General features: G+C 62.8%; 26 protein-coding genes. 8 read left to right on the top strand and 18 right to left on the bottom strand.

Annotated features, from left to right (window positions below; translation table 11 throughout):
- Window positions 1–30 precede the first annotated feature (30 nt).
- Complete coding sequence (locus J3S28_RS05740) at window positions 31–441, top strand: ester cyclase (protein ID WP_207838664.1); 411 nt, start codon at window positions 31–33, stop codon at window positions 439–441.
- Between the two features lie 66 nt (window positions 442–507).
- Here J3S28_RS05740 and J3S28_RS05735 read toward each other — a convergent pair whose 3' ends face one another.
- Window positions 508–1,137, bottom strand: coding sequence for a TetR/AcrR family transcriptional regulator (locus J3S28_RS05735; RefSeq protein WP_207838661.1), 630 nt, complete (start codon window positions 1,135–1,137; stop codon window positions 508–510).
- A 133-nt stretch (window positions 1,138–1,270) separates the two neighbouring features.
- On the opposite strand from J3S28_RS05735, the gene J3S28_RS05730 reads away from it, so the two are divergent.
- Window positions 1,271–2,542 (top strand): glycosyltransferase, encoded by a 1,272-nt coding sequence (locus tag J3S28_RS05730; RefSeq protein ID WP_207838658.1) that lies wholly within the window; start codon window positions 1,271–1,273, stop codon window positions 2,540–2,542.
- Here J3S28_RS05730 and J3S28_RS05725 read toward each other — a convergent pair.
- The 6 genes from J3S28_RS05725 to J3S28_RS05700 all read right to left on the bottom strand — a co-directional run bounded on the left by J3S28_RS05725 (window position 2,539) and on the right by J3S28_RS05700 (window position 7,893).
- Window positions 2,539–3,141, bottom strand: a complete 603-nt coding sequence (locus J3S28_RS05725) for an FUSC family protein (protein WP_207838656.1) — start codon at window positions 3,139–3,141, stop codon at window positions 2,539–2,541. The two genes, J3S28_RS05730 and J3S28_RS05725, sit on opposite strands and share 4 nt — an antisense overlap.
- Window positions 3,141–5,513, bottom strand: a complete 2,373-nt coding sequence (locus tag J3S28_RS05720) for an FdhF/YdeP family oxidoreductase (protein WP_207838655.1) — start codon at window positions 5,511–5,513, stop codon at window positions 3,141–3,143. The genes J3S28_RS05725 and J3S28_RS05720 overlap by 1 nt, the downstream gene beginning before the upstream one ends.
- Before the next feature lie 41 nt (window positions 5,514–5,554).
- Window positions 5,555–5,998, bottom strand: a complete 444-nt coding sequence (locus J3S28_RS05715) for a lipocalin-like domain-containing protein (protein WP_207838653.1) — start codon at window positions 5,996–5,998, stop codon at window positions 5,555–5,557.
- Between the two features lie 87 nt (window positions 5,999–6,085).
- The gene (locus J3S28_RS05710) at window positions 6,086–7,066 is read right to left on the bottom strand and encodes an NAD(P)H-quinone oxidoreductase (RefSeq protein ID WP_207838651.1); all 981 of its coding nucleotides are present in this window, start codon (window positions 7,064–7,066) and stop codon (window positions 6,086–6,088) included.
- An 80-nt stretch (window positions 7,067–7,146) separates the two neighbouring features.
- Window positions 7,147–7,305 (bottom strand): zinc transporter permease, encoded by a 159-nt coding sequence (locus J3S28_RS05705; protein ID WP_207838649.1) that lies wholly within the window; start codon window positions 7,303–7,305, stop codon window positions 7,147–7,149.
- A 24-nt stretch (window positions 7,306–7,329) separates the two neighbouring features.
- The gene (locus tag J3S28_RS05700; protein WP_207838647.1) at window positions 7,330–7,893 is read right to left on the bottom strand and encodes a hypothetical protein; all 564 of its coding nucleotides are present in this window, start codon (window positions 7,891–7,893) and stop codon (window positions 7,330–7,332) included.
- Window positions 7,894–8,139: 246 nt separating this feature from the next.
- Between J3S28_RS05700 and J3S28_RS05695 the strand changes: the two genes are divergently transcribed.
- Entirely contained in the window at window positions 8,140–10,998 is a 2,859-nt protein-coding gene (locus J3S28_RS05695; protein ID WP_207838644.1) for a helix-turn-helix transcriptional regulator, read from the top strand.
- A gap of 137 nt (window positions 10,999–11,135) precedes the next feature.
- On the opposite strand, the gene J3S28_RS05690 is transcribed toward J3S28_RS05695, so the two are convergent.
- Both J3S28_RS05690 and J3S28_RS05685 read right to left on the bottom strand, forming a co-directional pair.
- Window positions 11,136–11,975, bottom strand: a complete 840-nt coding sequence (locus tag J3S28_RS05690) for an SDR family NAD(P)-dependent oxidoreductase (protein WP_207838642.1) — start codon at window positions 11,973–11,975, stop codon at window positions 11,136–11,138.
- Window positions 11,972–12,316, bottom strand: a complete 345-nt coding sequence (locus J3S28_RS05685; RefSeq protein ID WP_207838640.1) for a nuclear transport factor 2 family protein — start codon at window positions 12,314–12,316, stop codon at window positions 11,972–11,974. The genes J3S28_RS05690 and J3S28_RS05685 overlap by 4 nt, the downstream gene beginning before the upstream one ends.
- 220 nt (window positions 12,317–12,536) lie before the next feature.
- Here J3S28_RS05685 and J3S28_RS05680 point away from each other — a divergent pair, with 220 nt between their 5' ends.
- Window positions 12,537–13,364, top strand: coding sequence for a MerR family transcriptional regulator (locus J3S28_RS05680; protein ID WP_207838639.1), 828 nt, complete (start codon window positions 12,537–12,539; stop codon window positions 13,362–13,364).
- Window positions 13,365–13,716: 352 nt separating this feature from the next.
- The gene (locus J3S28_RS05675) at window positions 13,717–14,814 is read left to right on the top strand and encodes a hypothetical protein (protein ID WP_207838636.1); all 1,098 of its coding nucleotides are present in this window, start codon (window positions 13,717–13,719) and stop codon (window positions 14,812–14,814) included.
- Between the two features lie 292 nt (window positions 14,815–15,106).
- Here the strand turns inward: J3S28_RS05675 and J3S28_RS05670 are convergent, their stop codons facing one another.
- The 3 genes from J3S28_RS05670 to J3S28_RS05660 form a co-directional block, all read right to left on the bottom strand.
- Entirely contained in the window at window positions 15,107–15,403 is a 297-nt protein-coding gene (locus J3S28_RS05670; protein WP_207839513.1) for a putative quinol monooxygenase, read from the bottom strand.
- A gap of 374 nt (window positions 15,404–15,777) precedes the next feature.
- Window positions 15,778–16,152: a UBP-type zinc finger domain-containing protein gene (locus tag J3S28_RS05665; protein WP_207838634.1), complete on the bottom strand. Its 375-nt coding sequence runs from the start codon at window positions 16,150–16,152 to the stop codon at window positions 15,778–15,780.
- Window positions 16,153–16,198: 46 nt separating this feature from the next.
- Window positions 16,199–16,762 (bottom strand): hypothetical protein, encoded by a 564-nt coding sequence (locus tag J3S28_RS05660; protein ID WP_207838631.1) that lies wholly within the window; start codon window positions 16,760–16,762, stop codon window positions 16,199–16,201.
- A gap of 205 nt (window positions 16,763–16,967) precedes the next feature.
- On the opposite strand from J3S28_RS05660, the gene J3S28_RS05655 reads away from it, so the two are divergent.
- From J3S28_RS05655 to zapE, 3 genes are all read left to right on the top strand, one after another.
- Entirely contained in the window at window positions 16,968–17,786 is an 819-nt protein-coding gene (locus J3S28_RS05655) for an acyl-CoA thioesterase domain-containing protein (RefSeq protein WP_307796880.1), read from the top strand.
- Window positions 17,787–17,882: 96 nt separating this feature from the next.
- The gene (locus tag J3S28_RS05650) at window positions 17,883–18,446 is read left to right on the top strand and encodes a dihydrofolate reductase family protein (protein WP_207838628.1); all 564 of its coding nucleotides are present in this window, start codon (window positions 17,883–17,885) and stop codon (window positions 18,444–18,446) included.
- Between the two features lie 94 nt (window positions 18,447–18,540).
- Complete coding sequence (zapE, locus tag J3S28_RS05645; protein ID WP_207838625.1) at window positions 18,541–19,557, top strand: cell division protein ZapE; 1,017 nt, start codon at window positions 18,541–18,543, stop codon at window positions 19,555–19,557.
- Between the two features lie 30 nt (window positions 19,558–19,587).
- On the opposite strand, the gene J3S28_RS05640 is transcribed toward zapE, so the two are convergent.
- From J3S28_RS05640 to J3S28_RS05615, 6 genes are all read right to left on the bottom strand, one after another.
- Window positions 19,588–20,475: a DUF5996 family protein gene (locus tag J3S28_RS05640; protein ID WP_207838623.1), complete on the bottom strand. Its 888-nt coding sequence runs from the start codon at window positions 20,473–20,475 to the stop codon at window positions 19,588–19,590.
- A 71-nt stretch (window positions 20,476–20,546) separates the two neighbouring features.
- A complete protein-coding gene (locus J3S28_RS05635) occupies window positions 20,547–20,708 on the bottom strand; it encodes a hypothetical protein (RefSeq protein WP_168176551.1) in 162 nt (53 codons plus the stop codon).
- Window positions 20,709–20,775: 67 nt separating this feature from the next.
- Window positions 20,776–21,204 (bottom strand): nitroreductase family deazaflavin-dependent oxidoreductase, encoded by a 429-nt coding sequence (locus J3S28_RS05630; protein ID WP_207838621.1) that lies wholly within the window; start codon window positions 21,202–21,204, stop codon window positions 20,776–20,778.
- A gap of 80 nt (window positions 21,205–21,284) precedes the next feature.
- Window positions 21,285–22,889, bottom strand: coding sequence for a fatty-acid--CoA ligase FadD5 (gene fadD5 / locus J3S28_RS05625; protein WP_207838620.1), 1,605 nt, complete (start codon window positions 22,887–22,889; stop codon window positions 21,285–21,287).
- A gap of 143 nt (window positions 22,890–23,032) precedes the next feature.
- Window positions 23,033–25,411, bottom strand: a complete 2,379-nt coding sequence (locus J3S28_RS05620; RefSeq protein ID WP_207838618.1) for a PEP/pyruvate-binding domain-containing protein — start codon at window positions 25,409–25,411, stop codon at window positions 23,033–23,035.
- A complete protein-coding gene (locus tag J3S28_RS05615) occupies window positions 25,408–26,406 on the bottom strand; it encodes a TIGR03617 family F420-dependent LLM class oxidoreductase (protein WP_207838616.1) in 999 nt (332 codons plus the stop codon). The genes J3S28_RS05620 and J3S28_RS05615 overlap by 4 nt, the downstream gene beginning before the upstream one ends.
- Window positions 26,407–26,415 lie beyond the last annotated feature (9 nt).

The following is a 26,415-nucleotide window of genomic DNA, read 5'->3' as shown; positions in this document are numbered from 1 at the left end:
CTCCTCGACATTCGATTGGGTCCACACTTCATGAGCAACACACGTAGCGTCATCGAACAACACATCAGCGCGTTCAACAGCCGCGATACCGAGTCCGACCCCTGGTCGGCGGACGCCGAGATGATCGCCCCAGCCGGAACATTCAGCGGACGCGAAGGCGTCTTGGGATTCCTCGGGGTGTTCCAAGCAGCGTTCTCAGGCGGTGCGCTGACCGTGAACGCCTGGGTGGTGGACGGTGATCGGGCCGCGGTCGAAGGCGTGTTCGCGGGAACGCACGATGGCGTGCTCCAGAGTCCGAACGGAGATGTGCCGCCCACGGGCAAGTCGATCTCGTTCCGGTGGAGCGCGTCGTATCAGGTGCGCGGGGACGACCTGCTCTATGAGCACCTCTACTTCGATCAGTTGGACTTTCTGGGTCAGCTAGGACTGTTACCAGCGTGAGCGCAGCGTTGAACGTGGGTTGATACTCGTAACACTTGTGTAGCAACGCCTTTGCCATGCCTAGCGTCACTCACTGGCGAGGTGTTGGGCGATGGAACGTCGCAACCACGCCGTGAATCGAGATTGTGTCCATCCTCGCTCAACGGTGAAGTATCGGTAGGTGTCCGAAGCCGTGAGGTAGCTCAGGATGTCGGCGAACTCGTCGACCCGACTGTCGCCGAGCAGTCCACGCTGGACAAACCAGTAACTACCGGTGTGAACGTCGTCGAGGCGGCGTAGCTCGCTGCGTTCGAGTTGCTCTCCGATCGCGGGTTCGGAGTCGGCGGCGAGGGTGGCCGCATGCCAGAGATCGGCTATTCGGCTGTTCGCGGTCACGACGAAGTCGACGTAGCGATCGAGGGCGCGTTCAGTGTCGGTGTCGGACATGATCGCCAAGAACTCTGGACGCTCGAGTAGCGAGGTGAATTGTTCATCGCCGGTAAATCCTCGCTCGAGCACCGCCATCATCAACGATGCCTTGCTACCTGCCAAGTACACCGACTGAACCGATACGCCCGCAGCGGTGGCCACTTCTTGCAGGGTGGTGCGCGAGTAACCGTTCTCGACGAACAGCTTCTGCGCTGCGTCGAGTATGTTCGCTCTTGTCTGTGCGGCAGTGATCGCGCGCTTGCGCGATACGTAACGACGAGTTGTCACCGTCGATCACCACCTCTGCTACGTCGGCCGGGTCGGCGCGTCCTCCCGCAGGCCATGGTAGCGCTTCGCAACCTACATTCGATTAGAGTGTGACACTAGTAAAAATACAGCGAGCTGAAAGGCGCGAACTCGTATGGCTCAGTATCTGTTGTGCAGCCCGCCGCTGCGGGGGCATGTAGGGCCGATCATGGCAATCGGTCGCGACATGGTCTCGCGGGGGCATCAGGTGGCCATGCTGACCGGTGCGGCCTTCGCCGACTCGGTGGAGAAGGCCGGTCTGGAGTTCGAGCCATTGTGTGCCGACGCGGATTTCGACGAACGTAACCCGGAGACCTTCACCCCCGACTTGGACCGCCATCGGGGACTTGCGTTGTCGCGATATCAGGTGCAGCAGACTTTTGTCCGACCCATCACCGGGCAGGCCATATCGGTGGAGTCGTTGCTGGGTAAGCGTGAGTTCGCGGCGGTCTTGGCTGATGGCACGTTCGCCGGGGTGTTGCCGCTGCTGGCGCGGCCACGATCGCGGCGACCCGCAGTAATCGGACTCGGGACGATGCCGTTGGCTCAAACGAGTGTGGATGTCCCACCGTTCAACAGTGGCCTGTCTCCCGGACGTGGACCCGTCATGCGAATCCGGAACCGGGTCGCGAACCTGGCTGCTCGCCACGTCATCTTCCGATCTATCCAGAGGCTGGCACGTGACCTGGTTGTCGCGGAAGGTGGTGCATTGGACGGTTTCATCCTCGATCTATCAGTGGCATTCGATCGTTTTCTACAACTGGGGCCGGCGGAGTTCGAGTATCCACGAAGCGATCTCAACCCGAATACCATCTTCGCCGGGCCGGTCGTCGCCCATCACGGTCAATCGCAAGTCCCCCCGGCGTGGTGGCGTGATGTCGAGAACGACGCCAGACCTGTCGTCCATCTGACTCAGGGAACGCTGGACAACCATGACTTCTCGCAGATGGTGATACCGGCACTCGAAGCGTTGGCCACGGCTGCCGTACGGGTGATCGTCAGCACCGGCGGCGCGCCGGTCTCCCGGCTAGGGGCGTTGCCGGACAATGCGATCGCGGTTGAGTTCATCGACCATGACCTGCTCATGCCGCGCACTGCAGTGATGGTCACCAACGGTGGCTACGGGGGCGTGATGACCGCCCTGCGTCACGGGGTCCCGGTCGTCGTGGCACCCGGCGGCGAGGACAAGCCCGAAGTCGCGGCTCGTGTGGCGCACTTCGGAGTAGGGGTCAATCTGAAGACCCGTCGCCCGAGCGTGGAACGGCTGGCCGATGCAGTCCGCGTCGCTTCCTCAGACCCCGCCATCGGGCGCGCTACACGCGCCATGGCCACGGCCATATCAGCGTATCGGCCACTCGACACCATCGCAGGCACGCTGACGCACTAACTTGTGCCGCGACCTTCGGATTTCTGTTCGGATGTGGCTGAGCCGTGCCCGACTCTCCCTTGGTCGCGGCGAAATGCTGACGTGAACAGTGCCCCTGCGGCGAGGCCGGCAGCTATGCCGATTGCCGTGTCCAGCAGCCGCAGCAAGGGTTGGATCCATTCGGGTGTCGGTTCACCGAGGTGCGCCACGACCAGAACCACCGTCGAGGTGATCGCGGTGAGGGCGGCGTCTTGTGGTCTGCCCAGTGCGATGGCCAAGAGACTGCTCAGCCCGACCGCTGCACCGATTCCGATGGCGGTCACGGGGAAGATCAAAAGGTAGGCCAGGCAGATCACCAGACTCAGTGCTGTGGACGACATGCGAATTGTGGCGTCGTCCAAGCGGTCTTCGAGGCTGCAACGGAAGACGAATATCGTTGAGATCACTGCCCACATCGCGCCGATGGCGTGGGAGTCTGTCGACTCGGTGAGTGCGGGGCCCAGCCAGTTGGTCATCAGCACGTACACCGCACCGCAAGCGACAGCGAGAGTGATCGACGACGCAATGACGTCGATGTCAAGTCGGCGTGGTCTGCGCGCGTCCTTGGTTGGTGGGTTCATCAGTGCTCCAGTACGGATTGCCGCGCGGGGTTCGATCTGAGGCCTGCGGGGGAGATTCTTACGGTGAGGTGTTTCATCAGCGGCTGACCGCTCTGGTTGCTGTAGTCGTCTATCGGGCATAGGACGTTCAGCTCGGGCATGTAGCCCGCCGCGTTGCCGACTGGGATGTCGTATGCCACTGCGGTGTAGCCGAATACGTGCCTGGTACTCCCGTCCTTGGCATAGCTGGTGATGTCCACCGCGCCCATCTCACGTACCCCGAGCCGTGTCATGTCGGCCTGGTTCATGAACACCAGGGTTCGCAGGTTCTTGACTCCGCGGTAGCGGTCATTGTCGGAATAGATGGTGGTATTCCACTGGTCGTGGGACCGCATCGTGCCCAGCATCAGGTATCCACTCGGTGGCAGCACGTCTTTCATCAAGGCGCAGGAGAACTCGGCCCGGCGCGAGGGGGTGCGAAAGTCGAGTTCGCGGGCAGGTTGCCTGATCCGGAATCCGTTGCGCTCGCGCACACGGCTGTTGAAGTTCTCGAATCCCGGGATGACACGGGACATGGTGTCTCTGATCCGGTCGTAGTCGTCGATGTAGGCCTGCCAATCGGTACTGCTGTGGGGCAGGGTCGCTGAGGCCAGTCCGGCGATGATTGCCGGCTCGGACAGCAGCTGATCGGACGGCGGTTGTCTCGATCCGCGCGACAGGTGAACTCGGCTCATCGCGTCTTCGACACTGATGCTCTGCGGTCCGCTGCGTTGTTCGTCGCGTTCAGTGCGTCCGATGCACGGCAGGATGAGGGCGTTCGTTCCATGAACGAGGTGGCTTCGGTTGAGTTTGGTGCTGACGTGAACGGTCAGGTTGCACCGACGCAGGGCTGAGAAGGTGTAGGCCGGGTCCGGTGTGGCCATGGCGAAGTTGCCGCCCATGCCGACGAACACCGAGACCTTGCGGTCGTGCATGTTCTTGATGGTTGCGACGGTGTCGAGGCCGTGCGCGCGCGGCGGGTCGAAGTTGCACTCCGAGGCGAGGGCGTCGAGGAACTCGGTGGTAGGACGGTGGTCGATCCCGCAGGTGCGGTTGCCCTGGACATTGCTGTGGCCGCGAACGGGCGAGGGCCCGGTTCCTGGTCGGCCGATGTTTCCTTTGAGCATCAGGAGATTGACGATCTCCCGGACCGTGTCGACTCCATGTTCTTGCTGTGTCAGCCCCAGACACCAGCTGATGATTGTGCGCGAGGATTTCCGGTAGAGGTCGGCCAGGTGCCGTATTTCAACCTCGGTGACGCCGGATTGATGAGCGAGGTCGGTCCAGGCCTCCGCTTCGCAGCAGGCTCGGTAGTCGTCGAAGCCGTGGGTATTGGCGGCGATGAAGGAGGTGTCGATGACGGTGGGGTCCGTCGAACTCCACTCGAACAGAGCCTTGGCGACGCCGCGCAACAACGCCAGGTCTCCCCCAATCCGGGGCTGAATGTCGAGGGTCCCTGTCGGTGTGGAGCGAAAGGTGGCCATTGACCCGAACTCATGGGGAACAATCGTGCGGCGTGAGGCAGCCTCCTTGAGTGGATTGACGTGCACGATCTGCGCGCCCCGGCGGTGTCCTTCGGCGAGCGCGGTAAGCATGCGCGGTGCATTGGACGCCGCGTTGACGCCCATCACGATGATCATCTCAGCGGCGTCCCAGTCATCAATGTCTGCTGTGCCTTTGCCGGTCCCCAGGGCTGCTTGTAGTGCACGACCACTGGCCTCATGGCACATGTTGGAACAGTCAGGGAGGTTGTTGGTGCCGTATTCACGTGCCCACAGCTGATAGAGAAATGTCGCTTCGTTGCTCAACCGGCCTGAGGTGTAGAACGACGCCATGTTCGGATCGGGCAATGCGCGCAGGGTCTTTCCGACCATCATGAATGCGTCGCTCCACGAGATGGGTACGTACTTGTCGGTCTCGGCATCGTAGGCCATGGGTTCGGTTAGTCGGCCCTGTTTCTCCAGTGCGTAGTCACTCCACCCAGTCAGCTCTGTCACGGTGTGCTGGTCGAAAAACGTGCGGCCGACGCGGTCATTGGTCATCTCCCACGTGACGTGTTTGATGCCGTTCTCGCACAGATCAAGGTGAAGGCCGTTTCGATCGTCCGGCCACGCACATCCTGGGCAATCGAACCCGCCGTTCTCATGATTCATCGTCAACATCGACTTGCTACCAGACATCACCTGTCTGCTGGCCAGCAGCACTTTGCCGACGCTCATCGCCGCACCCCAGCCGGCGGAAGGGTGGCGGTCGTCTTTCTGCTGTGGCCGCCGGCCATGCCCGGGCCCGCACCCTGGTGGAACCGCACCGGGAGCACCGCGGCCGCGGATCTCGTCAAAAGCGTTCTCCGCCATATTGTCTCCAAGGTCGTCGTGTTGATGAGGAAGTTGCGATGTCACGGCGTGAGCCGTTCCCAAATGAGTTCGCTGTGGAAGGTGCGGCCATCGGGTGATGTTCGGGGTGATCCCGTGATACGCAGCTCGTTGCCCGTGATCTGGGCCTGTCGCCGTTGGGGTTTGCCTTGCCAGTCTGTGAACAGAGCGATATCCACGTGATGGATGACGGCGCCGTCGGCGGTGACCGTGTAAGGGCCGGCGTAGGCGATGAGCCCGTGCGCCATTGCGGCTTGGTCCTCACGGGAGACCCGTTGTGGGTCGGAGGCACCGCTGACCGGGCGGGTCATGTCACCGAGTATCGCTGTCACGATGCCGTTGGCACTGTAAGAGAGGTAGCCGACGGCGTCGGGCCCGAACTCTGGTTGCCGTTCGTCATCAGCAAACACCGCGGTGGCGCTCGAAAGCTTCCACGCGCCGATAACGTCGTCAGTCGTGATGGTCATGAAGGATCTTTCCTATACTTGTGAGGGCATGTCGCGACAACGGCTCACCCGGTACCCAACTGTTGGTTTGGTCTATCGCACTGCGCTCTAGCCAGTTTCGAGAATGACTTTGCCGACAGTCCGGCCGGTCTCCAGTAGTTCGTGGGCGCGGCTGGCCTGCGCCAAGGGGAACACAGTATCGATGATCGGCTTGATCTTCCCGGCTTCGATCAGTGGAATGACGTCCCGTGTGACTCCGGCGACGATCGCTGCCTTCTGCGCCTTGGGACGCCCACGCAGCATCGTGGCGGTCACACTTGCTCGGCGCGAGGCGATTTCCCAGAGGTCGAAGGTGACCGGTGTCATCGAGCCGCCGATGATGATCAGGTGTCCGTCTGCAGCGAGGCTGCGTAGGTTGCGTTCGAGGTACGGTGCGCCGACGATGTCGAGGATGGCATCGACGCCGCGGCCGCTCGTCGCATTCAGTGTGGTGGTGACGAAATCGTCTGTGCGATAGTTGATCGCTTCGCTGACGCCCATGGCGAGGGCGGCCTCGACCTTGTTGTCGCTCCCAGCGGTTGCGATGACCCGGGCTCCGATCGCGGCCGCCCATTGGGTCGCGAAAGCGCCGATTCCGCCGCCGGCTCCGTGAATCAGAACGCTCTGCCCACTCGTCAGGCCGGCGATCATCGCCAGATTCGAGTACACAGTGCACGCGACCTCAGGAAACGATGCCGCCTCAATCATGGTGAGCCCGTCAGGTGCCGGCATGACCTGCACCGAAGGAACCACCACCCGTTCGGCGTACCCGCCGCCGGTCAGCAGTGCGCACACCCGGTCGCCCGGTTTCCATAAGGTGACCTCGCGACCGACTGCAGCGATGGTGCCGGCGCATTCAAGGCCCAGCCCGGCGGGGGCACCGGGCGGGACTGGGTAGTGCCCCCGCCGCTCGAGCAGGTCGGCGTTGTTCACGCCGGCGGCTTCGACCGCGATGAGTACCTCAGCCGGCCCTGGTTCGAGGTCGTCTACGGGGACCAGGCGCAGGACTCCGGGTGCGCCGGGGCGATCGAAACGTATGGCTGATGACATCGCAGTGGGTCTTTCTCGTGAATGGTGGGTGGTGTGGTGACCGGAGGAGGGATCACACGTCTCCTCCGGTCACCAGGTCGTCAGTGCTCGTCGTAGTGCTCGCCATGCAGGGCATGGCGATGTGAACCGTGGATGTAGTCGACGTGATCGCCGTGCGGGACCGCCTCGTGACCGCAACCGGGACCGTGTTCGTGGTCGTCGGTGCTGTGGTGGCCGGTGCACTCGTTCTGCGTTGCCATGGGTGCTGTCCGAATCTGTCGGCGTCAGGCAGCGGTAGCTTCGGCGGCCCGGGCCTTCGCGTAATTGGCGATGCTCTGCGCGTAGTGGGGGGTCTCGAGTTCGCAGTGCCTGCCGGAGGCCTCCTGGCGAGCGGCGGCGGCCTCTTCGAAAGACTGCCCGCTGGCGGTGATGAACTCCAGGAACTCCTCGGTCGGATGCGAGGTCACCGTGTTGACATAGCGGAGCTGATCGCCCTCGAGCTGCTCGATGCCCAGCTCCCAGATGACCTGCGTCGAGGTCCATCCCCCGGGGGTGAGAACGTCCGAGAGCGAGACCATTTTGCAGTAATGCTTGCTCGCGACCTCGAAACGGTACTGCTGGATGACCAGACCGGTGCCGATCATCTCGACGTTGATCGACATCGGGGTTCCATCATCGTCAACGGTGTATCCGGCGGCCTTGTGATCGCCTGGCGCACAACGCTGGTACTCGTGCGTGGGCAGGGTCTTGAGCCACTGTTCGATATCGACGTACTCCAACGGTGCCGTCACATCGGAGGTGACCACTGCATGCGAGAGTTGCAGATCGGGGCGAGGTGTTGCGGTCATGGTTTCATTCCTTCGTGGTTGTCGTGCCGGACGCCCGGGAGGGGCTGCTGACGAGCTCGTGCCCGTTGCCAGGAACGTTAAGTTCGGGACCGCATTCGCCACATCCCCTGAAAACGGCCGGCACATCGCATTTACCGAGGCCTGGTAGCGGCACTACCGGCTAGCAGGTAGTACCGCTGTGCCGCGAGCCCCGATGACACGGACGCAAGGTCGGGGGAAAATGGAGGCATGCGCTCTACTCCCCCGATGCCCAGAGCCAGGCTGGACAGTTCCATAACCGACTCGACGACGCGCCCCAGTGCTCCCCACGCGCTGGCCGGCAGTACCGCCGAACGCTATCGTTTACCTCTTCGCGGTCGAGCGGCTGAAGCCCAGGTGATCGCGCAGGGAATCAATGCGGCGATATCGGGCAACCGCGCCATCACGGTGTTCTCAGGAGACCCCGGAATCGGCAAAACCCGCCTGCTCCAGCACGCGTATGAGAAGGCTACGTCGCTGAATTGCCATGCCATGATCGTCGCGCCCGACATCGATTCCTCAATGACTCCACTCGGCGCCCTGGTCAATGCCGCAACGCGCAACGAAATGCCTCTCGTTGCTCGCAGTGATCTGGAAGCAGCACTGCGGGCGCCGACGGCACCGCACTACTGGGCCACCCGCGTCATCGCGGACGCTCTCGAAGCAGCAGCCAGCGAGTCCGGCGCCGTAGTGATCGTCGACGACCTGCAGTGGTTGGACGCGGGTTCACTGGCTACGATCACCGCGCTGATCAACGACCTACAGGGTGTGCCGGTCTACTGGCTGATGGCCACCCGGACTGGGCGCTACGGCGTCGCACACCAGCGCTTCATAGCTCAATTCGTCGATGACTCCTCCTCCTATGTCGGCGTTGAACCCCTTGACGCAGAAGCAGTCTGGGCGATGACCAGCGATGCCCTAGGAAGCGCACCGGGACCAAGAGTGCAAAGCGCTGTCGAACGTGCCGAGGGTTTACCTCTAGTTGTCCTTGAGTTGCTACGTGGACTCGAAGAAGACGGCCTACTGGTTCCTGTCCGCGGTGGCGTTGACCTAGAATCCGACGCACTCCCCGCCCGGTTCGGTTCCTCAGCCAGTGAACGTCTTCATCAACTAAGCCCTGAGGCGCTTCGCTTTGCCCAAATCGGCAGCCTTTACGGACGCGAGTTCCCGATCGGCGGCGTCCTCGACGCCCTCGGCCAGACAGCGATCACCGCCGCTCCAGCCGTCCAAGAACTCCTCGATCTAGGCTTTATCATCGACTCCGGTACATCGCTGGCCTTTCGCCACGACACCGTGCAGTCCGCGGCCTGGAACAGCCTGTCCCCCACCCTGCGTCGCGCGATGACCCGCGAGATCATCCACAAACGACTTGCTGAGGGAGAAGACATCGCCGCACTCGCAGCGTTAGTCGCATCCGTCGCCGACAGCGCCGACGATGACTCCATAGAGCTACTTCTTGATGCTGCACGACAACTGTCAATCACTGACATCAAGGGCGCGGCTGACCTCATCATCGAGGGTGCACGGCTAGCGATCGGACGAACAATCCACGCCGACCACATCGCACGGCTACTTCCAGTCGTCCTCTCTGCCGGCCGAATTCAAGAGGCAGTCGCCATCAGCGATGCACTAGCACCGGTACTCGGTCCAGATTCCCGGGCCGTGGTCCACCTGGCCATCGCACGACAGCTCACCGAATCAGACTTCGACGGAGCCATCGCCGAAACCACTCTCGCGCTGGCGACTGCAGGCATCTCAGAGTCAACGAAGGTGCAGATACTGGCCGTTCGCGCCCTCAACTACGCCAATAAGGCTGACGCCGCAGGCCTCCGAGACAGCCTGCAACAAGCTCGGGCAATCGCCGACGTAGACCGCGACACACTCGCTCTTGCAACGATCGATGCAACCGAGTCGGTTCTCCTGTTCAACCAGGACCAATTCCGCGCGGCAGACCGTCTCCAGCGTCAAGCGATCGAACAAATCACACGGGCAGGCTCGATTGCAGGGCTATGGCTACCGGAAGGGCTGTGGATGGCGTTCATGCGCAACAGCCTCGGCTACTACGCAGAAGCTATCAAGCTCATCGAAAAAGGACTGGCTGAGGCAAACGCAGCCAACAACGTCATTGCCGAGACCTACTGGCGCATGGTCTACACCCGCGCGCTCTACGACTACGGACGCCTCGAAGATGCTCGCACTCAAGCTGAAACAGTTCTCGAACTCGCCACCCAACTCGGACTAGGTGACTTCACCAACGCGACCGCCGGGATCGTGCTTCACCGCATAGCCCTACACACTGGCGACGTCGAACTTCGCGAAACAGTCTTACCGCGAGTACATCAGCTCGCCAAGGGCGTAGGACTGAGACGAACTGGCAACTGGCACCTCGCCCTCGAAGCCTTCGACCAGGGTCGAGCGGGTGCCGCACGAGACTACGCCGATACCGCACTGTGTTCGCTGCGTGAGCCTATTCCGTCGATGACGACACCGGCCGACTTTGCCGATGACCTGATGCTCTCGCTGATCTGCAGGCAAGTCGATGATTTGGCGGGCCTAGATCTCGTCGTCGATGTGGCGCACAAACGTGCGACACGAAACCCAGACAACAACCTGGTTGTCGCGGTGGCGACTGCCACACAAGGAGTCCGAGACGCCTCAGCAGCGACCCTGCTAGAGGCGGCAGAACAACTACAACACGTCAACCGCCCGCTGGTGATGGCACGCGTCCTCGAAACCGCAGGAACCATCGACCCCACAGCGGAAACAGCAACAACGTCGCTAGACCACGCACTGCGACTCTACGACGAGCTAGGAGCTGCTCGCGACGCCACGAGAGTGCTCCAAACCCTTCGGTCACGCGGGGTCAGCAAACGCCTCAAAGCAGCAGACGCTGACACCGATGGACTGTCCACCCGCGAGCACCAAGTCGCAGAACGCATCGCGGCAGGCCTGACGACTCAACAAATCGCCGAGGACTTGATGGTCTCCCCTCACACCGTCGTGACACACATCAGGCACATCTACACCAAATGGGGCCTCAACACCCGACGCGACGTCGCCGATCGATTCCGCCGCCGGTCGCTGTGACGGTCGTGAGTTTCTCGGCACCAGATTCGTCCCCTGGCAGAGGCACCGAGGGAAGGATGCCCTCGGTGGCCTCTGCCGGGGACGATGGTGGTGACTATCCGGCCGCGGGGTCGGGTATGTCTCGTTCCGAGAACCGACTAGGCGGGGAAATCGGCGCCTCGAGAGAGAGTTTCGTTGGCCCGGATGTCCGCCAAGGCTCCCTCTAGTGTGTCGGTTACGGCGTCGAAACCGCCGCTGCCCAGGACCAGCCGCCGGGGAGGCGATTCCTGGGCCATCGCCGCGATCACCGCACGGGCACCGCGGCGCGGGTCGCCGGGTTGCACACCGTCCATGTCCACGAACGCTGCGCGAACCTGCTTGAGCATCTCGTGGTACTCCGGAATCGGTTCTGAAACCGGTTCGTCGGCGAAGCCGGCGTAGGCGTTCGTCCGAAACGCTCCCGGTTCGACTGCCAGCACGGAGATGCCCTGTGGGGCGACCTCGTCACGTAGCGTCTCGGTGACAGCTTCGACGGCGGACTTCGTCGCGCTGTAATAGCCGAATCCGGTCGCCGCCACGAGCCCGGCCACCGATGACACGTTGACAATCCACCCGTCGCCGCGGGCGCGCATCCCCGGCAGCACCGCGCGCGTCACGGACAGCATGGCAAAGAAGTTCAGCTCGAACATCGTCCGCACCGAAGACTCGTTCATGCTCTCGATTGATCCGAACCAGCCGCGACCGGCGTTGTTGACCAGCACGTCGACACCGCCGAAGTGCTCCTCGGCCGCACGCACCGCGAGCTGTACCTGCTCGGTGTCGGTGACATCGAGCCGCACGACCAGAACGCGGTCACCGTACTGCTCAGCCCACGCCGACAACTCTTGCGGTCGCCGGGACGTGAGCACCACGCGGTCCCCCGTCTCCAGCGCCGCCTCGGCAAACGCGACCCCGAAGCCACCGGGCGTGCCTCCTGTGATGAACCACCGCCGCGTCACGGCTCGATCACCAACCGACTGATCAGCGCGCCGTCCAGCGTGAAGCGGTAATGCAGGTCGGCGACGCCGCCGGGGAAGTTGCCCTCCAGGTGCTGCCCGACGTCGACGGTGGTACCCGCTGTGGTTGCGCCGGTGAACTCGGCTGTATAGGTGTATTCACTGCCGCTGACTGAGGTGGCCAGCCAGGCTCCGATCTCATCACGGCCCGAGTAGTCGCGACCCTCGTCGGTCACGACGGCATCGGCGGTGAAAGTGGCCAGCGCTCGGTCGTCCTTTCGGTCGTCGAGGGCGGTCATAAAAGTCTTTACTGTGTTCGGGAGTTCATCCCATGCTGTTGTCATGACCCCACGGTGGAACTTCCCCTAAGGGGAAAGTCAACTGTGGGCCGCGACTTGATTTTCGTGCCCGCCGCGGTCAGCCCATCTCGCAGGTGAACCCACTGGTTCGCCGGCGTTTTGCGCGGAGGACATCGAGTCGTCGGACTCCCCCTGGCACTGTTGACCTTGCCCTAAGGGGAAACTGCAGGATGCCCCTACCCGGCAACGCGCAGAGGAGGAAGCCATGAACGCACAGGTCTCGATCGGTGACTTCGCAGTGATGACCAGTCTGAGCAGGAAAGCGCTACGGCATTACCACGACATCGGTATTCTCGAACCAGCTCACATCGATTCCCACACCGGCTACCGCTTCTACGACACCAGCCAGGTCGATCATGCACACATCATCCGCCGGTTCCGATCTCTCGGCATGTCCATCCCCGACATCAAGGCGCTGCTGAGCACAGACGACGCCGTAACTCGCACCGAGATCATCACGACTCATCTCGAACAGATGGAGGTGCAGCTGCAGCAGACTCGTGACACCGTTGGCGCGTTGCGCGAGTTGCTTTCGCCAGTGCACCACCCCGCTTTCGTGGCGGTGCGGAATGAACCTGCGCTCCTCGTGTGGTCCATCAGCGCCACTCTCGAGGTTTCCGAGATCGACAGCTGGTTCGCTGCGACACTGAAGAAACTGCTGGACGCCATTGCCACAGCCGCAGACGGGACATCCCCAGTCGTGCCGGGCGGCCTCTACGACCGGGCACTATTTCTCGAATCACGCGGCAAGGCAACCCTCTTCGTCCCCGCGCCGCCATCCGCCGAACCCCCTGAGGGCATCCGTGCCGAGGTATTACCCCAGGCCGACTACGCGGTCCTCACCCACCCCGGCGGGCACGAAGGCATCGATCGCAGCTACGCGGCTTTGGGCATATACGCCAACGAGCATCTGATCAGCCACCAGGGGCCAATCCGCGAACACTATGTGGGCGGCTCGCCATCAGCGCCAACAACGTTCACAGCCACAGAAATCTGCTGGCCGATCTTCAGCACGACCCCACCGCCGCAATGACATCAGGTCTCGACCAGTTCAGGCACACGGCGCCGTGCCCTTGCGCTGGCGTGTGAGACGGGTTGTGCTGTAAGCGGCGCGTGAAGCTGGATGTTTCGGCCCCCCGGCGGCCGCGTTTTGGCTCGCAGTCGATGCAGCACACACATGGGCCATACTCACACCAAGTGGAGCCTCGGACCCGACGCGATGTCGCCGATCGATTCCGACGCCAAGTCGCTGTGACACAGTCTGTTTCGGACTCGTCGTGACCCCCCGGAGACAACAGCCGCGTAGCGTTGCCGCATAAGAAGGCCGATTAGACATTGATGTCAACTGGAACCTGTCGGCGACCAGAGTGGCATACGCTAACACGGTGTCGGGAAACGAACGTAGTCAGAGCGGAGCCGAATTTGCTGCGGATGGGCTGGTATCGGTGCTGCTGATCGCCGACCCGGGTAAACCCACGGCCCTTGCGCAACGGCTGGCGGCGAGCCTACCCGAACGGCTACGGCGCGGTGACCGGACCGAGCGCCTATGGACAGCGACCGTGCGTAGCGAGCCCTACCTCCCCGATGAGCAAGCCGACTTCGCCGACGTCATCGACGCGGTCGAACCATCATCGGAGGGTGAGGATATCGTCGTGTACCTCACTGATCTACCTCGGCGTGAGGACACGTTGCCGGTGCTGGCCGACGTGAGCACCGAACACCTTTTCGCGCTCATCTCCGTCGCCGCTGTGGGCGGCGTCCGCATCGAGGATCGCGTCGGTGCCGTCGTTCAACTCGCAATCGCGTCCGCCCTCGACGAACCGGAGCTCGCGCCGCCCGGTGCGAGGCGACAATTTCCGTCCGTGCAGATCGAAAGCGGCACGCGCTACTTCGCGCCCTCGGGACTCCGCCGGCTGCGGCTGCTATCAGGGATGGTCCGAGCGAACCGGCCATGGCGGCTGGTCACCGGGCTGTCGAAGGTGCTCGTCGGCGCTTTCGCCACCGGTGCATTCGCGCTGGCCACCAGCACGATCTGGGAGTTCGCCGACACGATGGGTCCGTGGCGTATGAGCGCGGTGACGCTTCTGTCGATCGCGGCGATGGTCCTTTGGCTCGTCCTCGATCACGAGTTGTGGGAGCGGCCGGCATCGCCTGTCGAGCGAGACCGATCTGTGCTCTACAACAGTGCGACCGTCGTCACCCTGGTTATCGGCGTCGCCGTCCTCCATCTGGCACTGTTCGGTCTGCTCCTGCTCGCCGCATGTGTCACCCTTCCCCCGGACCTCCTCTCCAAGACCCTAGGGCGCGGCGTGGACTTCTCCGACTACCTCACGCTCTCATGGCTGCTGGCATCCATCGCGACCATCGGCGGTGCGCTCGGCTCGGGTCTGGAAAACGATGCTGCCGTCACAGACGCCGCGTACGGAGTCCGGCAAAGGCAACGCGTCGAGAACGCACGGAAACGTTCCGACGAGGCGGAATGAAAGCCTGATTGGCAGCCCCGGCAGTGCAGTGCGCGCCGAGGACGCCATCGGCTGTAACCTACTTGTCGCACCTATCGTGCCCGTCGACCACGCAGACACCGCGCCGTCGAGATGTCGCCATACACCTTGTGTCGGCCGAGGTTACCGGCCAGGACCGACCAGTCGATGCGTCGGATCCTGAACCGTCACCAATGAAAAACTGTTGTTGCACAACCGATATCGTACAGACCAGATCCAGAGAAACCTCAAACCCTATTGAACGTGAGGGCAAGCCGCGTCCGGCCCGCCTGCGTCAGAGCTTGTTGGCAAGCACATCGAGGTAGCTAATTTCGGGTGGTGTAGCGAAGAGTTCTTCGGCCCGTTCGCCCAGGGCCTTGCCAACCGGCCCGTTGAGGTGAGTATCACGGGCGTCGTCGTCGGGGAACGCGTCGATGATGCCGTACGTCGAGGGACCGAACCGCACCGCAAACCAAGGCTTCGTCCCGGGCTCCTGTTCGACGAGTGGCAGTGCTGATCGGAGAAAATCTTCCACTGCGCTTTCCTTGCCGGGTTTGGCTTCAAGTCGAACCAGCAGCGCTTTGTTAGCCATGTCGAATCTCCTGTTTGAGGTGGTGGACATGTTCAGCATCACACTAACGGCCGGTTAAAGGAAGGATTCTCCCGTCCAGATTCCAGCAATACGGCGATGACCCTAGTAATCGCGGACCCAAGAGAGCAGACTCTACGCTAGAGCAAATAGGCACGCCTGAAATGCGCTCGTTGATTTCCGCCGAGATAGGAAAAGTTCGTTGCACCAACGCTTTTCAGTGCTGTCAACTTCCGCGCGCTGTCGCGCTTGCGCCAGCAACGCCGTTTATCTCGTTGAACAGCAGTCATGTCTTGGCTTCTCGAAACTGTGTACCGATGCCGTGGTTCGTCACCGAATCAAGACCTCGCGCTCGTGGTAGCGGATAGTGTCAACGCTCAGCCCCGTGCGCGCCGACGCAGCTGCAAGGTCTGAAGCTGGTCGTTCCAGTCCCCCGGCACCCGTGCTTGGGGGCCGGGAACTCCCTGTGCGGGTGGGTGGGCTGTTGGCGCGGCAAGGGCCGGGCCGGCAAACATCTCGCCGTTGGTGAAGTTGTAGAACCAGTCTTCGCCGGGCTCGTAGCTTTGAATGATGGTGTGGCCGGTTGTGGCGGCGTGGCTGCTGGCGTGGCGGTTCAGTGAGTCGTCACAGCACCCGATGTGGCCGCATTTGACACAGCGCCTCAGATGAAGCCACCACGGCCCTGTTGCCTCGCAGTCGGCGCAGCCAGGACCGCTTGGCGGGATCGTTATATCGATTGGTTGGTCGTTCATGTGCAAACCTGTTCTCTTGCAACCGTAGATTGCGGTTGGCGCGGCGTCAGGCAGCCGAGGCTTCGGCGGCCCGGGCCTTCGCGTAATTGGCGATGCTCTGCGCGTAGTGGGGGGTCTCGAGTTCGCAGTGAGTGCCGGAGGCGTGCTGGCGAGTGGCGGCGGCCTCTTCGAAAGACTGGCCGCTGGCTGTGATGAACTCCAGGAACTCCTCGGTCGGATGCGAGGTCACCGTGTTGACATAGCGGAGCTGATCGCCCTCGAGCTGCTCGATGCCCAGCTCCCAGATGACCTGCGTCGTAGTCCACCCCGCGGCACTGAAAACATCGGAGATCGAGACCATTTTGCAGTAGTGCTTGCTGGCGACCTCGAAACGGTACTGCTGGATGACCAGACCGGTGCCGATCATCTCGACGTTGATCGACATCGGGGTTCCATCATCGTCAACGGTGTATCCGGCGGCCTTGTGATCGCCTGGCGCACAACGCTGGTACTCGTGCGTGGGCAGGGTCTTGAGCCACTGCTCGATATCGACGTACTCCAACGGGGCGGTCACATCGGCGGTGACCACTGCATGCGAGAGTTGCAGATCGGGGCGCGGAATTGCAGTCATGGGGATGTTCCTTTGATTTGGCCGCCCCGGCTGTCGGGGCGGAATCTGTTTTACAAGAGGAAGTTTCGCGCAATCGCCGCATGACTGTCATTGACGGTTCCCGTACTTGCTGCCTACCGGCTAGCGGGTATCTGATCCCGTTGACATCGAATCTGGAGACCGGGCCGCGGACCAACATCGGCGTCGAACGTGTTTCACTCCTTGCGTGACTGAATCTGCGTCAACCTCGGCGGTACGCCCCTTTTTCGTGAGCGACGCCGACGGAATTCTGGTACCGCAAGCACTCGCGGTCAGCCCTTGGTCGAACCGGCAGGTCGGCGGATATGCGGTGTGCGGCGTGCTCGCCCGGGCGATCGAACATGCGGCAGAGTCGCAGGACTTCGTGCCGGTCCGCCTTACGGTGGACCTGTGTGCCCCGTTCGGACTCGACGGCATCTCCACGACGGCGACCGTGGTGCGTCGAGGGCCGCGGATCGAGGTCTTGGAGGCCAGGATCGGCACCGAGTCGGACACCACGGCCCGGGCGAGCGCAGTGTTCGCAGCTGCCGGCACCGAACCGCCAGGCGAGCTTTGGCACGATCACGAGCCGCTACCCACTCCCCCCGACTGCGTTGATGAACCGTCTCCGCCCCTGTTCAGCAGCACAGACGGAGGTTGGAGCGGCGACTTCGCCGCTCACCAGAACGCGCACCGCAAAACCGCATGGCAGAACTTCCCGCCTCTGGTAGCCGGCGAGGCGATGTCGCCGTTCGTGCGCGCCGCGGTGATGGCCGAGACAACGAGTCTGGTGTGTCATTGGGGGTCAGCTGGGGCCGGTTTCATCAACATCGACACCACCCTCGCGTTGATTCGTCTCCCTCGTGGTACGGGGTTGGGGCTGCGAGCAGACAATCAACGCTCGCACGCCGGCATCTCGGTCGGCACGGCAACCATGTTCGACCGAGACGGATACGTCGGCAGCTGCACTGTCACCGCCATCTCGAATGCGCGGCGGCAGGTCGACTTGGGCGCGCTGAGACCGTGAGCGATGGCTAAGTGACGACACAGCTGTCTCAGGCCCTCGCAATCGTCTTTTCGATGGCGAGCGATGAGTTCTCATGCCCGTGTCGGTCTAACCCGCATGGGCAAACTTACATACGGCATGAATGTCTCGGTGGACGGCTACATCGCGGACGCGAGCGGTGACATCGGATGGAGCGATCCGGACCCGGAACTGCACCGATACTGGAACGAACAGGTCCGCGACACTGCGGTATCGATGTACGGGCGCAAGTTGTACGAGCTCATGGCCGCCCACTGGCCGACCGCAGATCAAGCCGAAGACGTGACGCCGGTGGAGGCGGAGTACGCCCCGTTATGGCGGGCGATGCCGAAGATCGTGTTCTCCAAGACTCTCGACTCGGTCGGCTGGAACTCCCGACTCGAGCGCGGGGACGTCGTTGAGGTCGCCGCGAGACTCAAAGCGGAGACCGACGGCGTGATCGAGGTCGCGGGCGCCACACTCGCCGCGCCCTTGGTCCGGGCCGGCCTTGTAGACGAGTTCCACGTGGTGGTGACCCCGGCCGCGATCGGCGGGGGCACGCCGTTCTTTCCGACGTTGGACAAGTGGATCACGCTGAAGCTGGTGGAGAACCGTACATTTCCGTCGGGCGCGGTCCTCCTCCGCTACGCCGCGAAGACTTAGACCAAGGCATGATTTCTCGCGCCACGAGAACGGACCGACAAGCTCGAGGTGACTCCTCAACCAGCGCAGTGAACCGACGTGGGATGCTGCCTGGGTGCACTCGAGGCGACAGCTTGTTGCGACGGTTGATGCATCGGCGGCTCGGGCGGGCATCTCCTTGGATCTCGCCCAGCGCCGACTGCTCGACCGACTAGCCGACTTCGCGGCAGACCTGAACGAAAAGCCAAGGCGGCGTTCGAGACCTCGCGGACTCTACATCTACGGCGAGGCCGGTCGGGGTAAGTCCTGGCTGGCCGATGCCTTCTATTCAGCACTGTCGACGGACCGGAAGACTCGCGTTCACTTCCACGGCTTCTTCGACGAGCTGCATCGTGGCATCCACGACCATCGGGCCGAGCCAGAAGCGATGGATCGGGCCATCGAGGCGGTAACGGGTGTCGGAAGGTTGCTGTTTTTCGACGAGCTGCACGTCCACGACTCCGGCGACGCACGTTTGCTGACGCGGTTGCTCGATCACGCTTTCAGCCACGGGGTGTCGGTGCTCGCGACTTCCAACTATGCCCCCGACGATCTGTTGCCCAACCCGATCTGGCACCACACCTTTGACCGCGGGATCGATGTGATCAAGACCAACATGGACTTGTTCCATCTCGAGGGTCCTGTCGACTACCGCTCACGCCGGACAGACCACTCATCCGGCTTCGCGTCCGGAACCTGGACGACCAGCACGTCGGCCGTGCTCCCCGATTGCGGCGAGGAAGCGACTGTCACTGTTCGCGGTCGCCGTTTCCCGATTCTCGCAGCAGGCGCCGATCACTTGTGGGCTACGTTCGCCCAGATCTGCAACTCCCCCACTTCGACAATTGAATACCTGGAATGGGCCCGCACCTTCTCCACCTGGACAGTCATAGACATTCCCCTGCTTGAAAACACCAATCCCGAGGCTCAGCAACGGTTTATCAATCTCGTCGACGTACTTGTCGACGCCGACGTCCGCGTCCACTTTGTATCGCCCTACGAACTGACGACGTTCCTCGAATGCGCTGTGCACCGCCCAGATGCGTGTCGCATGGCCAGCCGCATGCACTTGCTTCACAAGCAAACGGTCTGAACGCCCCGGATCACCGGTGACCAGCCGCGATCAGGTCCAGCCTGCCGTCTCCACCGCCGCGCGGTGGGTCTGTTCCAGGAACGCCAGCACCATGGCGTCAGGATCCGCCGCTTGTCGCACCAGATGATAGGGCAGCACGTACTCCCCTAGCGTGGAGTCCCAGTGCGCGGGTGCCTCGACGGCAGGATGGGTGTCGTATCCACTGGGATGGGGGTACGCATAGGCGTAGAAGACGCCTTCTTGGGCGCCACCGGGCCAATAGCCTGCGCTGGAGACCTCGTCGCTGTAGGCCTCGTGCATCACCCAGTCGGGGCAGTTCGGTACGCCACCGGGATGCTGGGGTGCCGGCCGTCCTGAGAACCGTGTGACGGCCAGATCGAAAGCGCCCCAGAAGAAATGGACGGGTGACGATTTTCCGCGAAACTCACCACGGAACCTCGCGAAGACACCGTGCGCCGAGACGAGCGACCGCCAGAAGCGAGAAACGGCGTCTGCGTCGTACGATGCGTGTCTCGTGTCTTCGGCGAACGGGGTGGCATCGGGCAGTTCGACCGGGGTTCCGACCAGTGTGATGTCGAATCCGAGATCAGTCAGGTGGCCGGTGTACTCGGCGTGAAAGTCAGCAACTGTTCGCGGTTCGAGCTTCATTCGGCGGATACCGCCGTCGGTGACGAGGATCAGTAGCTCGTGCTCCACGAAGTCGAAGCGGATTTCGAGTCCGCGGCTCCCGGCGAGCATCAGGGAGGTGGTGAGTCCTCGTGCGTCGACATACAGCGGGACGCCCCACCAATGATTGATCTGCGGGCCCAAAGCCATGCGCGTCTTCCCCACGATCTGGGTCCACAGCTGCAGCGTATCCCTGGTGCCGACCCACGAGTCCAACGGAAGTGCAGGCCAAGCGTCGTGTTTTGTTTCCATGGACCCATGATCCCCGACGTCTGCTCGACCCGCACCTACATCAGCCGTCTGCAGCGCTGTGCTGCTTGCGATCAGTCGTTGTCGGTGGCGGGGCCCTCCTGGGTGGCCCCACCTTCGCCGGACCAGTCGCCGGACGTCTCTCCTTCGGCGGGATCAGACTGTACGTCGGAGTTCGCGCCCTCCGGTCCGGTGCCGGCGTCTTCGGTATGGGGGTCGGTCTTTTTGTCGGTCATGACTGCTTCATACCCGAACACCGTCGCTGCCAACCCCACACCCACAGTCTGCACGCCGAAGTGCAGGTCAGCTCTCCGGTCTCAGTACGGCGGTGAGCACCTGTTTGGCCGACGTGTCCTCGGTGCGTAGCGGTACCTGTGATTGGGACGCCGGGACGAGTCGGGGTTCGTCGAGGCGGAAACGACGATTGCGATGCACGACCTCCGCATGACCGGCAGCCACCACATTACGAACCCAGTCCGACGCGGTCCCGTAATTGAGAACGATCGAGACTGTCGACTCCGATACAAACACCATCACGGGCGTCTCGTATGACCGCCCGCTTCTGCGTCCGAGGTGCTCGATCACGGCCATGTGCGGCACTCGCTTCGCCCAGACATGAGTCACGCGGTTTGTCACATACTTGTTGAATCGGGCAATTGCCCGCATGCCGCGCCCGCCCGTGACGGTTGCGATGCGTGCGGCGACACGCGCCACCAGTGCAGCTGATTCCATCTGCTCCCCCACCGAGATATTGCATTCATTCCCGTCGCGGCACCAACTTGGCTGTGAACGTCGTCGCCGTCAACTCGGAATCAATGAGTCAGACCGGCGTCCTTGCTGCCGTACGCATCGCGGAGTTTGGGTTTGACGACCTTGCCACCGGGATTGCGTGGCAATTCGTCGACGACGATCAGGTCCTTGGGGTGTTTGAAGCGCGCCAAGTTCTCGTCGAGGTGAGGTCCCAGGTCGCCGAGGGTGAGCGAGTCGGTGCCCTCGGCCAAAACGACCACCGCGACCGGCACTTCACCCCACTTCGGATGCGCCCGGCCGATGATGGCGGCTTCGGCGATGGCGGGATGGCTGTACAGCACGTTCTCGACCTCGGCGCAGTAGATGTTCTCTCCGCCGGAGATGATCATGTCTTTGGCCCTATCGACCACATAGAGAAAACCCTCGTCGTCTTGCCGAACCAGATCGCCGGAATGGAACCAGCCGCCTCGGAACGCATCTGCCGTCGCCTGCGGATTCCGCCAGTAGCCTTTCATCAGATTGGGCCCGCGATACACGATTTCGCCGACCTCGCCGGGCTTGACGTCCTCCATCAGAGGATCGACGATACGGGCGGTCACCGCGGGCACCACCTTGCCGATCGACCCGATCTTCCGGATGGCGTCCTGCCCTTCGAGAAGGGTTGTCACCGGCGACATCTCGGTTTGCCCGAAGGCCGTCATGTTGAGTGCATCGGGGAACAGTTCGTTCATCTCCCTGAGCACGGTGTCGGGGGCCGGCGCCGCTCCCCAGCTGATTGTGCGCAGCTTCAGGTGGCGGGGCTTGGCCCGTTGGGCAGCGCAGACCGCCTGCCACTGGGCAGGCACCATGAACACTGATGTCGTGCCTTCACGCTCCAAGGTGTCGAGCATGTCCTCCGGATCGAACGCGCCGAGTGGATGGATGACCGCCCGGATGCCGCGATAGAAGACCGGGGCGAAGGCGGCGATGCCCGCGATATGGAAAATCGGAGGCACGACCGAGGCAATGTCACCCGGTTGGCCAGCAGATGCGTTGATCGTGGTCATCGCCTGCGATTGCAGGTTGGCGTGGGTCAGCATGGCGCCCTTGGGTTTTCCGGTGGTACCCGAGGTGTACATGATGAGGGCCACGGTGTCTTCAGGAATGTCGACTTCTGCCGGCTCCGCGGGGTCCTGCGCGAGGCACGTCTCGTAGTCGACGTGATCGGCGCTGTCGGCGGCGTCTACCACGATGGTGGTGTCGATGGTGCCGGTGGACGCTCGCACCGCATCTGCCAGTGGTGCAAGAAGTCGTTCGGTGAGAATGATCCTGGCGCCGCTGTCCTGAACCAGGTAGCCCACCTCGGCCGGGCTCATGCGGATATTCACAGGGACCGGGATCGCACCGATCAGATTCGCTCCGAGCACCGCCTCGACGTACTCGGTTCGATTGAGTAGCGCGATCAAGACACGGTCACCGAAACGGACGCCGCGATGTTGCAAAGCTGCGGCGAAGCGGTGCGATCGGTCGTCGAGGTCACGCCAGGTGGTTGCGACGCCGAGATATTTGACAGCAATCTCATCTGGTGTCATCAGAGCGTGTCGTCGTACCTGCGTGTTCCAGGTATTTCGACTCGAGCGCATCGGTTCGAGGAGGACCTCGCTGGTCGAGTCTGTAGCGACTGTCATTGGCGTATCCCCTGGTGTCGTCGGACGTGGCGGCCCCAGCCTGTTGCTGTGACCTCAGTCTCACTGTAGAGGCTGCGGTCGACATGCGCCCAGGAATCTGATCACGCGTGCTGCTCGATCGAAATACGGCTCAGTACAACGGGTCAGGGCCGATCCAAACGCGTGATCACACCTCGGTCACCGTCCACGCGAACTCGATCGCCGGTCTTGAGCGCCTGCGTGGCCACCAGGGTGTTGACGACGCAGGGCAGACCGTACTCGCGCGCCACCACAGCACCGTGGGACACCGAGCTGCCGATATCGGTGACGAGGGCAGCGATGACCGTGAAGTACGGCGTCCACCCCACGTCGGTGACCGGGGCCACCAGAATTTCACCACGCTGCACATCGCGCGCGTCGACAATCGACTTCGCTACGCGCACAACGCCTTCCACGGAGCCGCGGCTGGCGGGCCGGCCGACGATATCGTCGCCGGTGACACTGAGGTGCGGACGGGCGATCAACGGGGTGGGCCGTCCGACCGAAACATCGGCGAACTCGAGCGAGCTCTGGAATGCCAACGCCTCGCGCCGCTTCACGGCGATCTGGACGAGTTCGGTGACGTCGTCCGAACCGACAATGCGGATCAGTTCTGCGCGATCGAAGAAAAACACCAGATCTGGATCAGGCAGTCGTCCGGCCTTCGCCAGCACCTCTCCGAGGTGCTGGTAGCCCAGCTTGAGCGAGTGCGCCATCAGCGCCATCTTCGACTTCGTCTCCTCGCGCCCGCGGGCGCCTCCCTGCGCCATTCGTGCAAGAAGCCTGACGGTAGACGAGGTGGCTGCCTCGACATCGTTGCTGGTCGGCCTGCTCGCAGCTGGATCGAGCGCCGACCGCACCATCACCTGCATCATGGCACCGAGTCCTTCTGGATCCTCCGCCCAGGATGGGTCACGCATGCACAGTTCGCGGTACCCGCGGTGGCCGTGACGATCGAGGAACTGCTCCAACGCTTGACCGATCGATCCGCCGGAGGTTCGCACACCGGAGATGGCGGTGCCCGGGTCCGCGGCCAAGAACATCTCGGCCGCTACCGGATCAGCGGCCACGGCGTGTACCACCGCGTCCAGCTCTTCGAGCATGAGGGCACTCTCGACCTCGGATGCGCCGGCCATGAGCCGGGTTGCGTCGGCTCGCCCTTCGTCCTCCGAACGTCCGGCCTTGATCGCCTGTTTCATCAAGACGCTTTCGAGGATGTTGGCCGCAACCGCCGCGCGCGACGAAGACCGCACGTGAGTCAGGGTGATGTCGCAGTACCGCTCGACACCAGATTCCAACTCCTGCAATACAACTGTCGGATTGTCACCGGTCGGGATGTGGAACTCTGCGATCTGGCCCTCCAGGCGCCGAATCGCGGGTCCGGCCGACAGTGCATACGTGCTGAGCCGAACCGTGTTGATCAGCTTCGCAAGGAACGGCTTGGGCGGTTTTGGCTTCAGCTCATCGACAACCCGACCGCAGATCGACATCGAGAACTGCTCCAAAGAGTTGCCGAGGAGGCCTGAGCTCAGTCCTGTCCCCTCGGTCATGTTCAGAAACATGTGTCCTTGGAAGTAGCCGACCTGTAGCCATGGCTTCTGATAACTCCGCTGCGCCCGCGCCACCACCTGGGTCATCTGCATCGCGTAGTCGATGGCGAAGCCGGACACCGATGCGGTCAACGGACAGAATGCCCCCGGCATCATCTCTCCGATGTTGCAGCGCGTGTAGACGTGATCTTCGCCCGCGAGAGGCGAATCCATCTCGTTCAGATCCCCGGGCAGGGTGGTGATCGGACGGGCCTGCAGCCACCACAGTGTCCCGGATTGGTCGATCGCCCACTCGAGGTCCATGGGCCTGCCCCAGTGTTCCGCAGCACGCAAGGCCCCGGACCGAATGTCGGCGATCTCGTCGGTCGACAACACCGGTGTTTCACCGACCTCGCGGACAGCGGGGCTGCCGTGGATATCGAGGACGAGATGATCCGGGGACGCGGTGCCGTCTACGAGCGCTTCGCCGAGCCCGGGAATGGCGTCGATGACCATGAGGTCGCGCCGGCCGGTGGCCGGATCCGCGGTGAACACCACCCCGGCGGCGCGCGCGTCCACCATCTGCTGGACCACCAGATGCATGGTGGCAGTGGGGTGTCCGCTGTACGACGAGACTCGCCGAGAGTGCACAGAGGCGGCGCACGCGCGTACGGCTCGGACGAAGTCATCGACGGAGTCCACACCGAGCACGGTGTCGTATTGCCCGGCGAAGGATTGATCGTCACCATCTTCACCGACTGCCGAAGACCTGACAGCCACTGGAGTTGCTCCGAGTGCTGCCATTCGGGAGAAGCACTTCTCCACGTCGTCGACGGAGACCTGGGCCGAGGCATCACGGATCACGAATCCCATCGGAACAGGAAGTCCGAGGCGACGCAGCCGGGCGAGCCCGGCCGCTTTGCCACCGTAGCTTTCGTCACCGACCTCGTCGAACTCGATGGTCGTCAGCATCATGACTTCTCTCCCAACGCGTCCACGATTTCGGCGAGTGCCCCGACGTCGATGGGACTGGGTTGATAGAGGCAGATCCGGTCCGATACCCCGTCGACGCGATCGCGGATGTGGGAGGCCACCTCAGCCGGAGTTCCGCACGCGGCGATGGTGTGCAGGATGTCGTCGTCGATCAAGCCGGCCATCTCCTTCCAACGGCCCTGCTTGGACATGGCATTGAGTTCAGGTTGCAGATCACCCCAGCCGTGGGCGTCGAGCACCGGCCGGTAGGCCGGGGTGGAGCCGTAGAACGCCAGCAACATCCGAGTTGAGGCGTGGTCGTCGTCGCGCCCGGTGCCGACCGACACGATGATCTCAGGCACCACTTCGAAGTCATCTTCGCTGCGGCCGGCCGCAGACAGTCCGTCCCGAACGGCAGGGAGCGTCGTCTCGTGCAGGAACCGCTTCGTCCCGAACGGCATCACCAACAGACCGTCGGCCACTTCGGCCGTGGCTTTGGTCAACCGAGGCCCGAGCGCGCCGAGATAGATCGGCGGCGGCCCGAATGGATTCGGCCCGGGTACGAAGGTGGGTGTCATCAAGGTGTGCCGGTAGTACTCGCCGCGGAAGTCCAGACGCTGCCCCTCATTCCACGTGGCGAAGATCGCCCGCAAGGCTCCCACCATCTCTTTCATCCGGGCCACCGGACGATCGAACTCCGCCCCGTAGCGCTTCTCGATCTGCGCGCGTACCTGCGTGCCCAGCCCCAGGATGAATCGCCCTTCGCTCAGCAGTTGCAGATCGTTGGCTTGATGTGCGAGCTGAATAGGGTTGCGGGGAAACGCGATCGCGACATTTGACATGACGTCGAGACCCTTCACGGACGACGCCAGCACCAGCGGCGTGAAGACGTCGAACGGTCCTTCGAATGTGAACACTCCGGATGCGCCGGCTTCTTTGAGTACTTCTGCGCGTTCGACCGCATCGGTGGGGCCGAACAGCGCTGTCATGATCTTCACGCCCCGCGC

The sequence above is a fragment of the Williamsia soli genome, from assembly GCF_017377795.1.
GTDB classification, from domain to species: Bacteria; Actinomycetota; Actinomycetes; order Mycobacteriales; family Mycobacteriaceae; genus Williamsia; species Williamsia soli.
Note: the sequence above shows the minus strand (reverse complement) of the source record. Positions and strands in the feature narration are given on the sequence as shown.

Bases quoted from the DNA above. Each gene is read 5' to 3' on its own strand.
- J3S28_RS05740 (WP_207838664.1), top strand. From the start codon at position 31: ATGAGCAACACACGTAGCGTCATCGAACAACACATCAGCGCGTTCAAC.
- J3S28_RS05730 (WP_207838658.1), top strand. From the start codon at position 1,271: ATGGCTCAGTATCTGTTGTGCAGCCCGCCGCTGCGGGGGCATGTAGGG.
- J3S28_RS05725 (WP_207838656.1), bottom strand. From the start codon at position 3,141: ATGAACCCACCAACCAAGGACGCGCGCAGACCACGCCGACTTGACATC.
- J3S28_RS05720 (WP_207838655.1), bottom strand. From the start codon at position 5,513: ATGGCGGAGAACGCTTTTGACGAGATCCGCGGCCGCGGTGCTCCCGGT.
- J3S28_RS05715 (WP_207838653.1), bottom strand. From the start codon at position 5,998: ATGACCATCACGACTGACGACGTTATCGGCGCGTGGAAGCTTTCGAGC.
- J3S28_RS05710 (WP_207838651.1), bottom strand. From the start codon at position 7,066: ATGTCATCAGCCATACGTTTCGATCGCCCCGGCGCACCCGGAGTCCTG.
- J3S28_RS05705 (WP_207838649.1), bottom strand. From the start codon at position 7,305: ATGGCAACGCAGAACGAGTGCACCGGCCACCACAGCACCGACGACCAC.
- J3S28_RS05700 (WP_207838647.1), bottom strand. From the start codon at position 7,893: ATGACCGCAACACCTCGCCCCGATCTGCAACTCTCGCATGCAGTGGTC.
- J3S28_RS05695 (WP_207838644.1), top strand. From the start codon at position 8,140: ATGCCCAGAGCCAGGCTGGACAGTTCCATAACCGACTCGACGACGCGC.
- J3S28_RS05685 (WP_207838640.1), bottom strand. From the start codon at position 12,316: ATGACAACAGCATGGGATGAACTCCCGAACACAGTAAAGACTTTTATG.
- J3S28_RS05680 (WP_207838639.1), top strand. From the start codon at position 12,537: ATGAACGCACAGGTCTCGATCGGTGACTTCGCAGTGATGACCAGTCTG.
- J3S28_RS05670 (WP_207839513.1), bottom strand. From the start codon at position 15,403: ATGGCTAACAAAGCGCTGCTGGTTCGACTTGAAGCCAAACCCGGCAAG.
- J3S28_RS05665 (WP_207838634.1), bottom strand. From the start codon at position 16,152: ATGAACGACCAACCAATCGATATAACGATCCCGCCAAGCGGTCCTGGC.
- J3S28_RS05660 (WP_207838631.1), bottom strand. From the start codon at position 16,762: ATGACTGCAATTCCGCGCCCCGATCTGCAACTCTCGCATGCAGTGGTC.
- J3S28_RS05650 (WP_207838628.1), top strand. From the start codon at position 17,883: ATGGGCAAACTTACATACGGCATGAATGTCTCGGTGGACGGCTACATC.
- J3S28_RS05640 (WP_207838623.1), bottom strand. From the start codon at position 20,475: ATGGAAACAAAACACGACGCTTGGCCTGCACTTCCGTTGGACTCGTGG.
- J3S28_RS05635 (WP_168176551.1), bottom strand. From the start codon at position 20,708: ATGACCGACAAAAAGACCGACCCCCATACCGAAGACGCCGGCACCGGA.
- J3S28_RS05630 (WP_207838621.1), bottom strand. From the start codon at position 21,204: ATGGAATCAGCTGCACTGGTGGCGCGTGTCGCCGCACGCATCGCAACC.
- fadD5 (WP_207838620.1), bottom strand. From the start codon at position 22,889: ATGACAGTCGCTACAGACTCGACCAGCGAGGTCCTCCTCGAACCGATG.
- J3S28_RS05620 (WP_207838618.1), bottom strand. From the start codon at position 25,411: ATGATGCTGACGACCATCGAGTTCGACGAGGTCGGTGACGAAAGCTAC.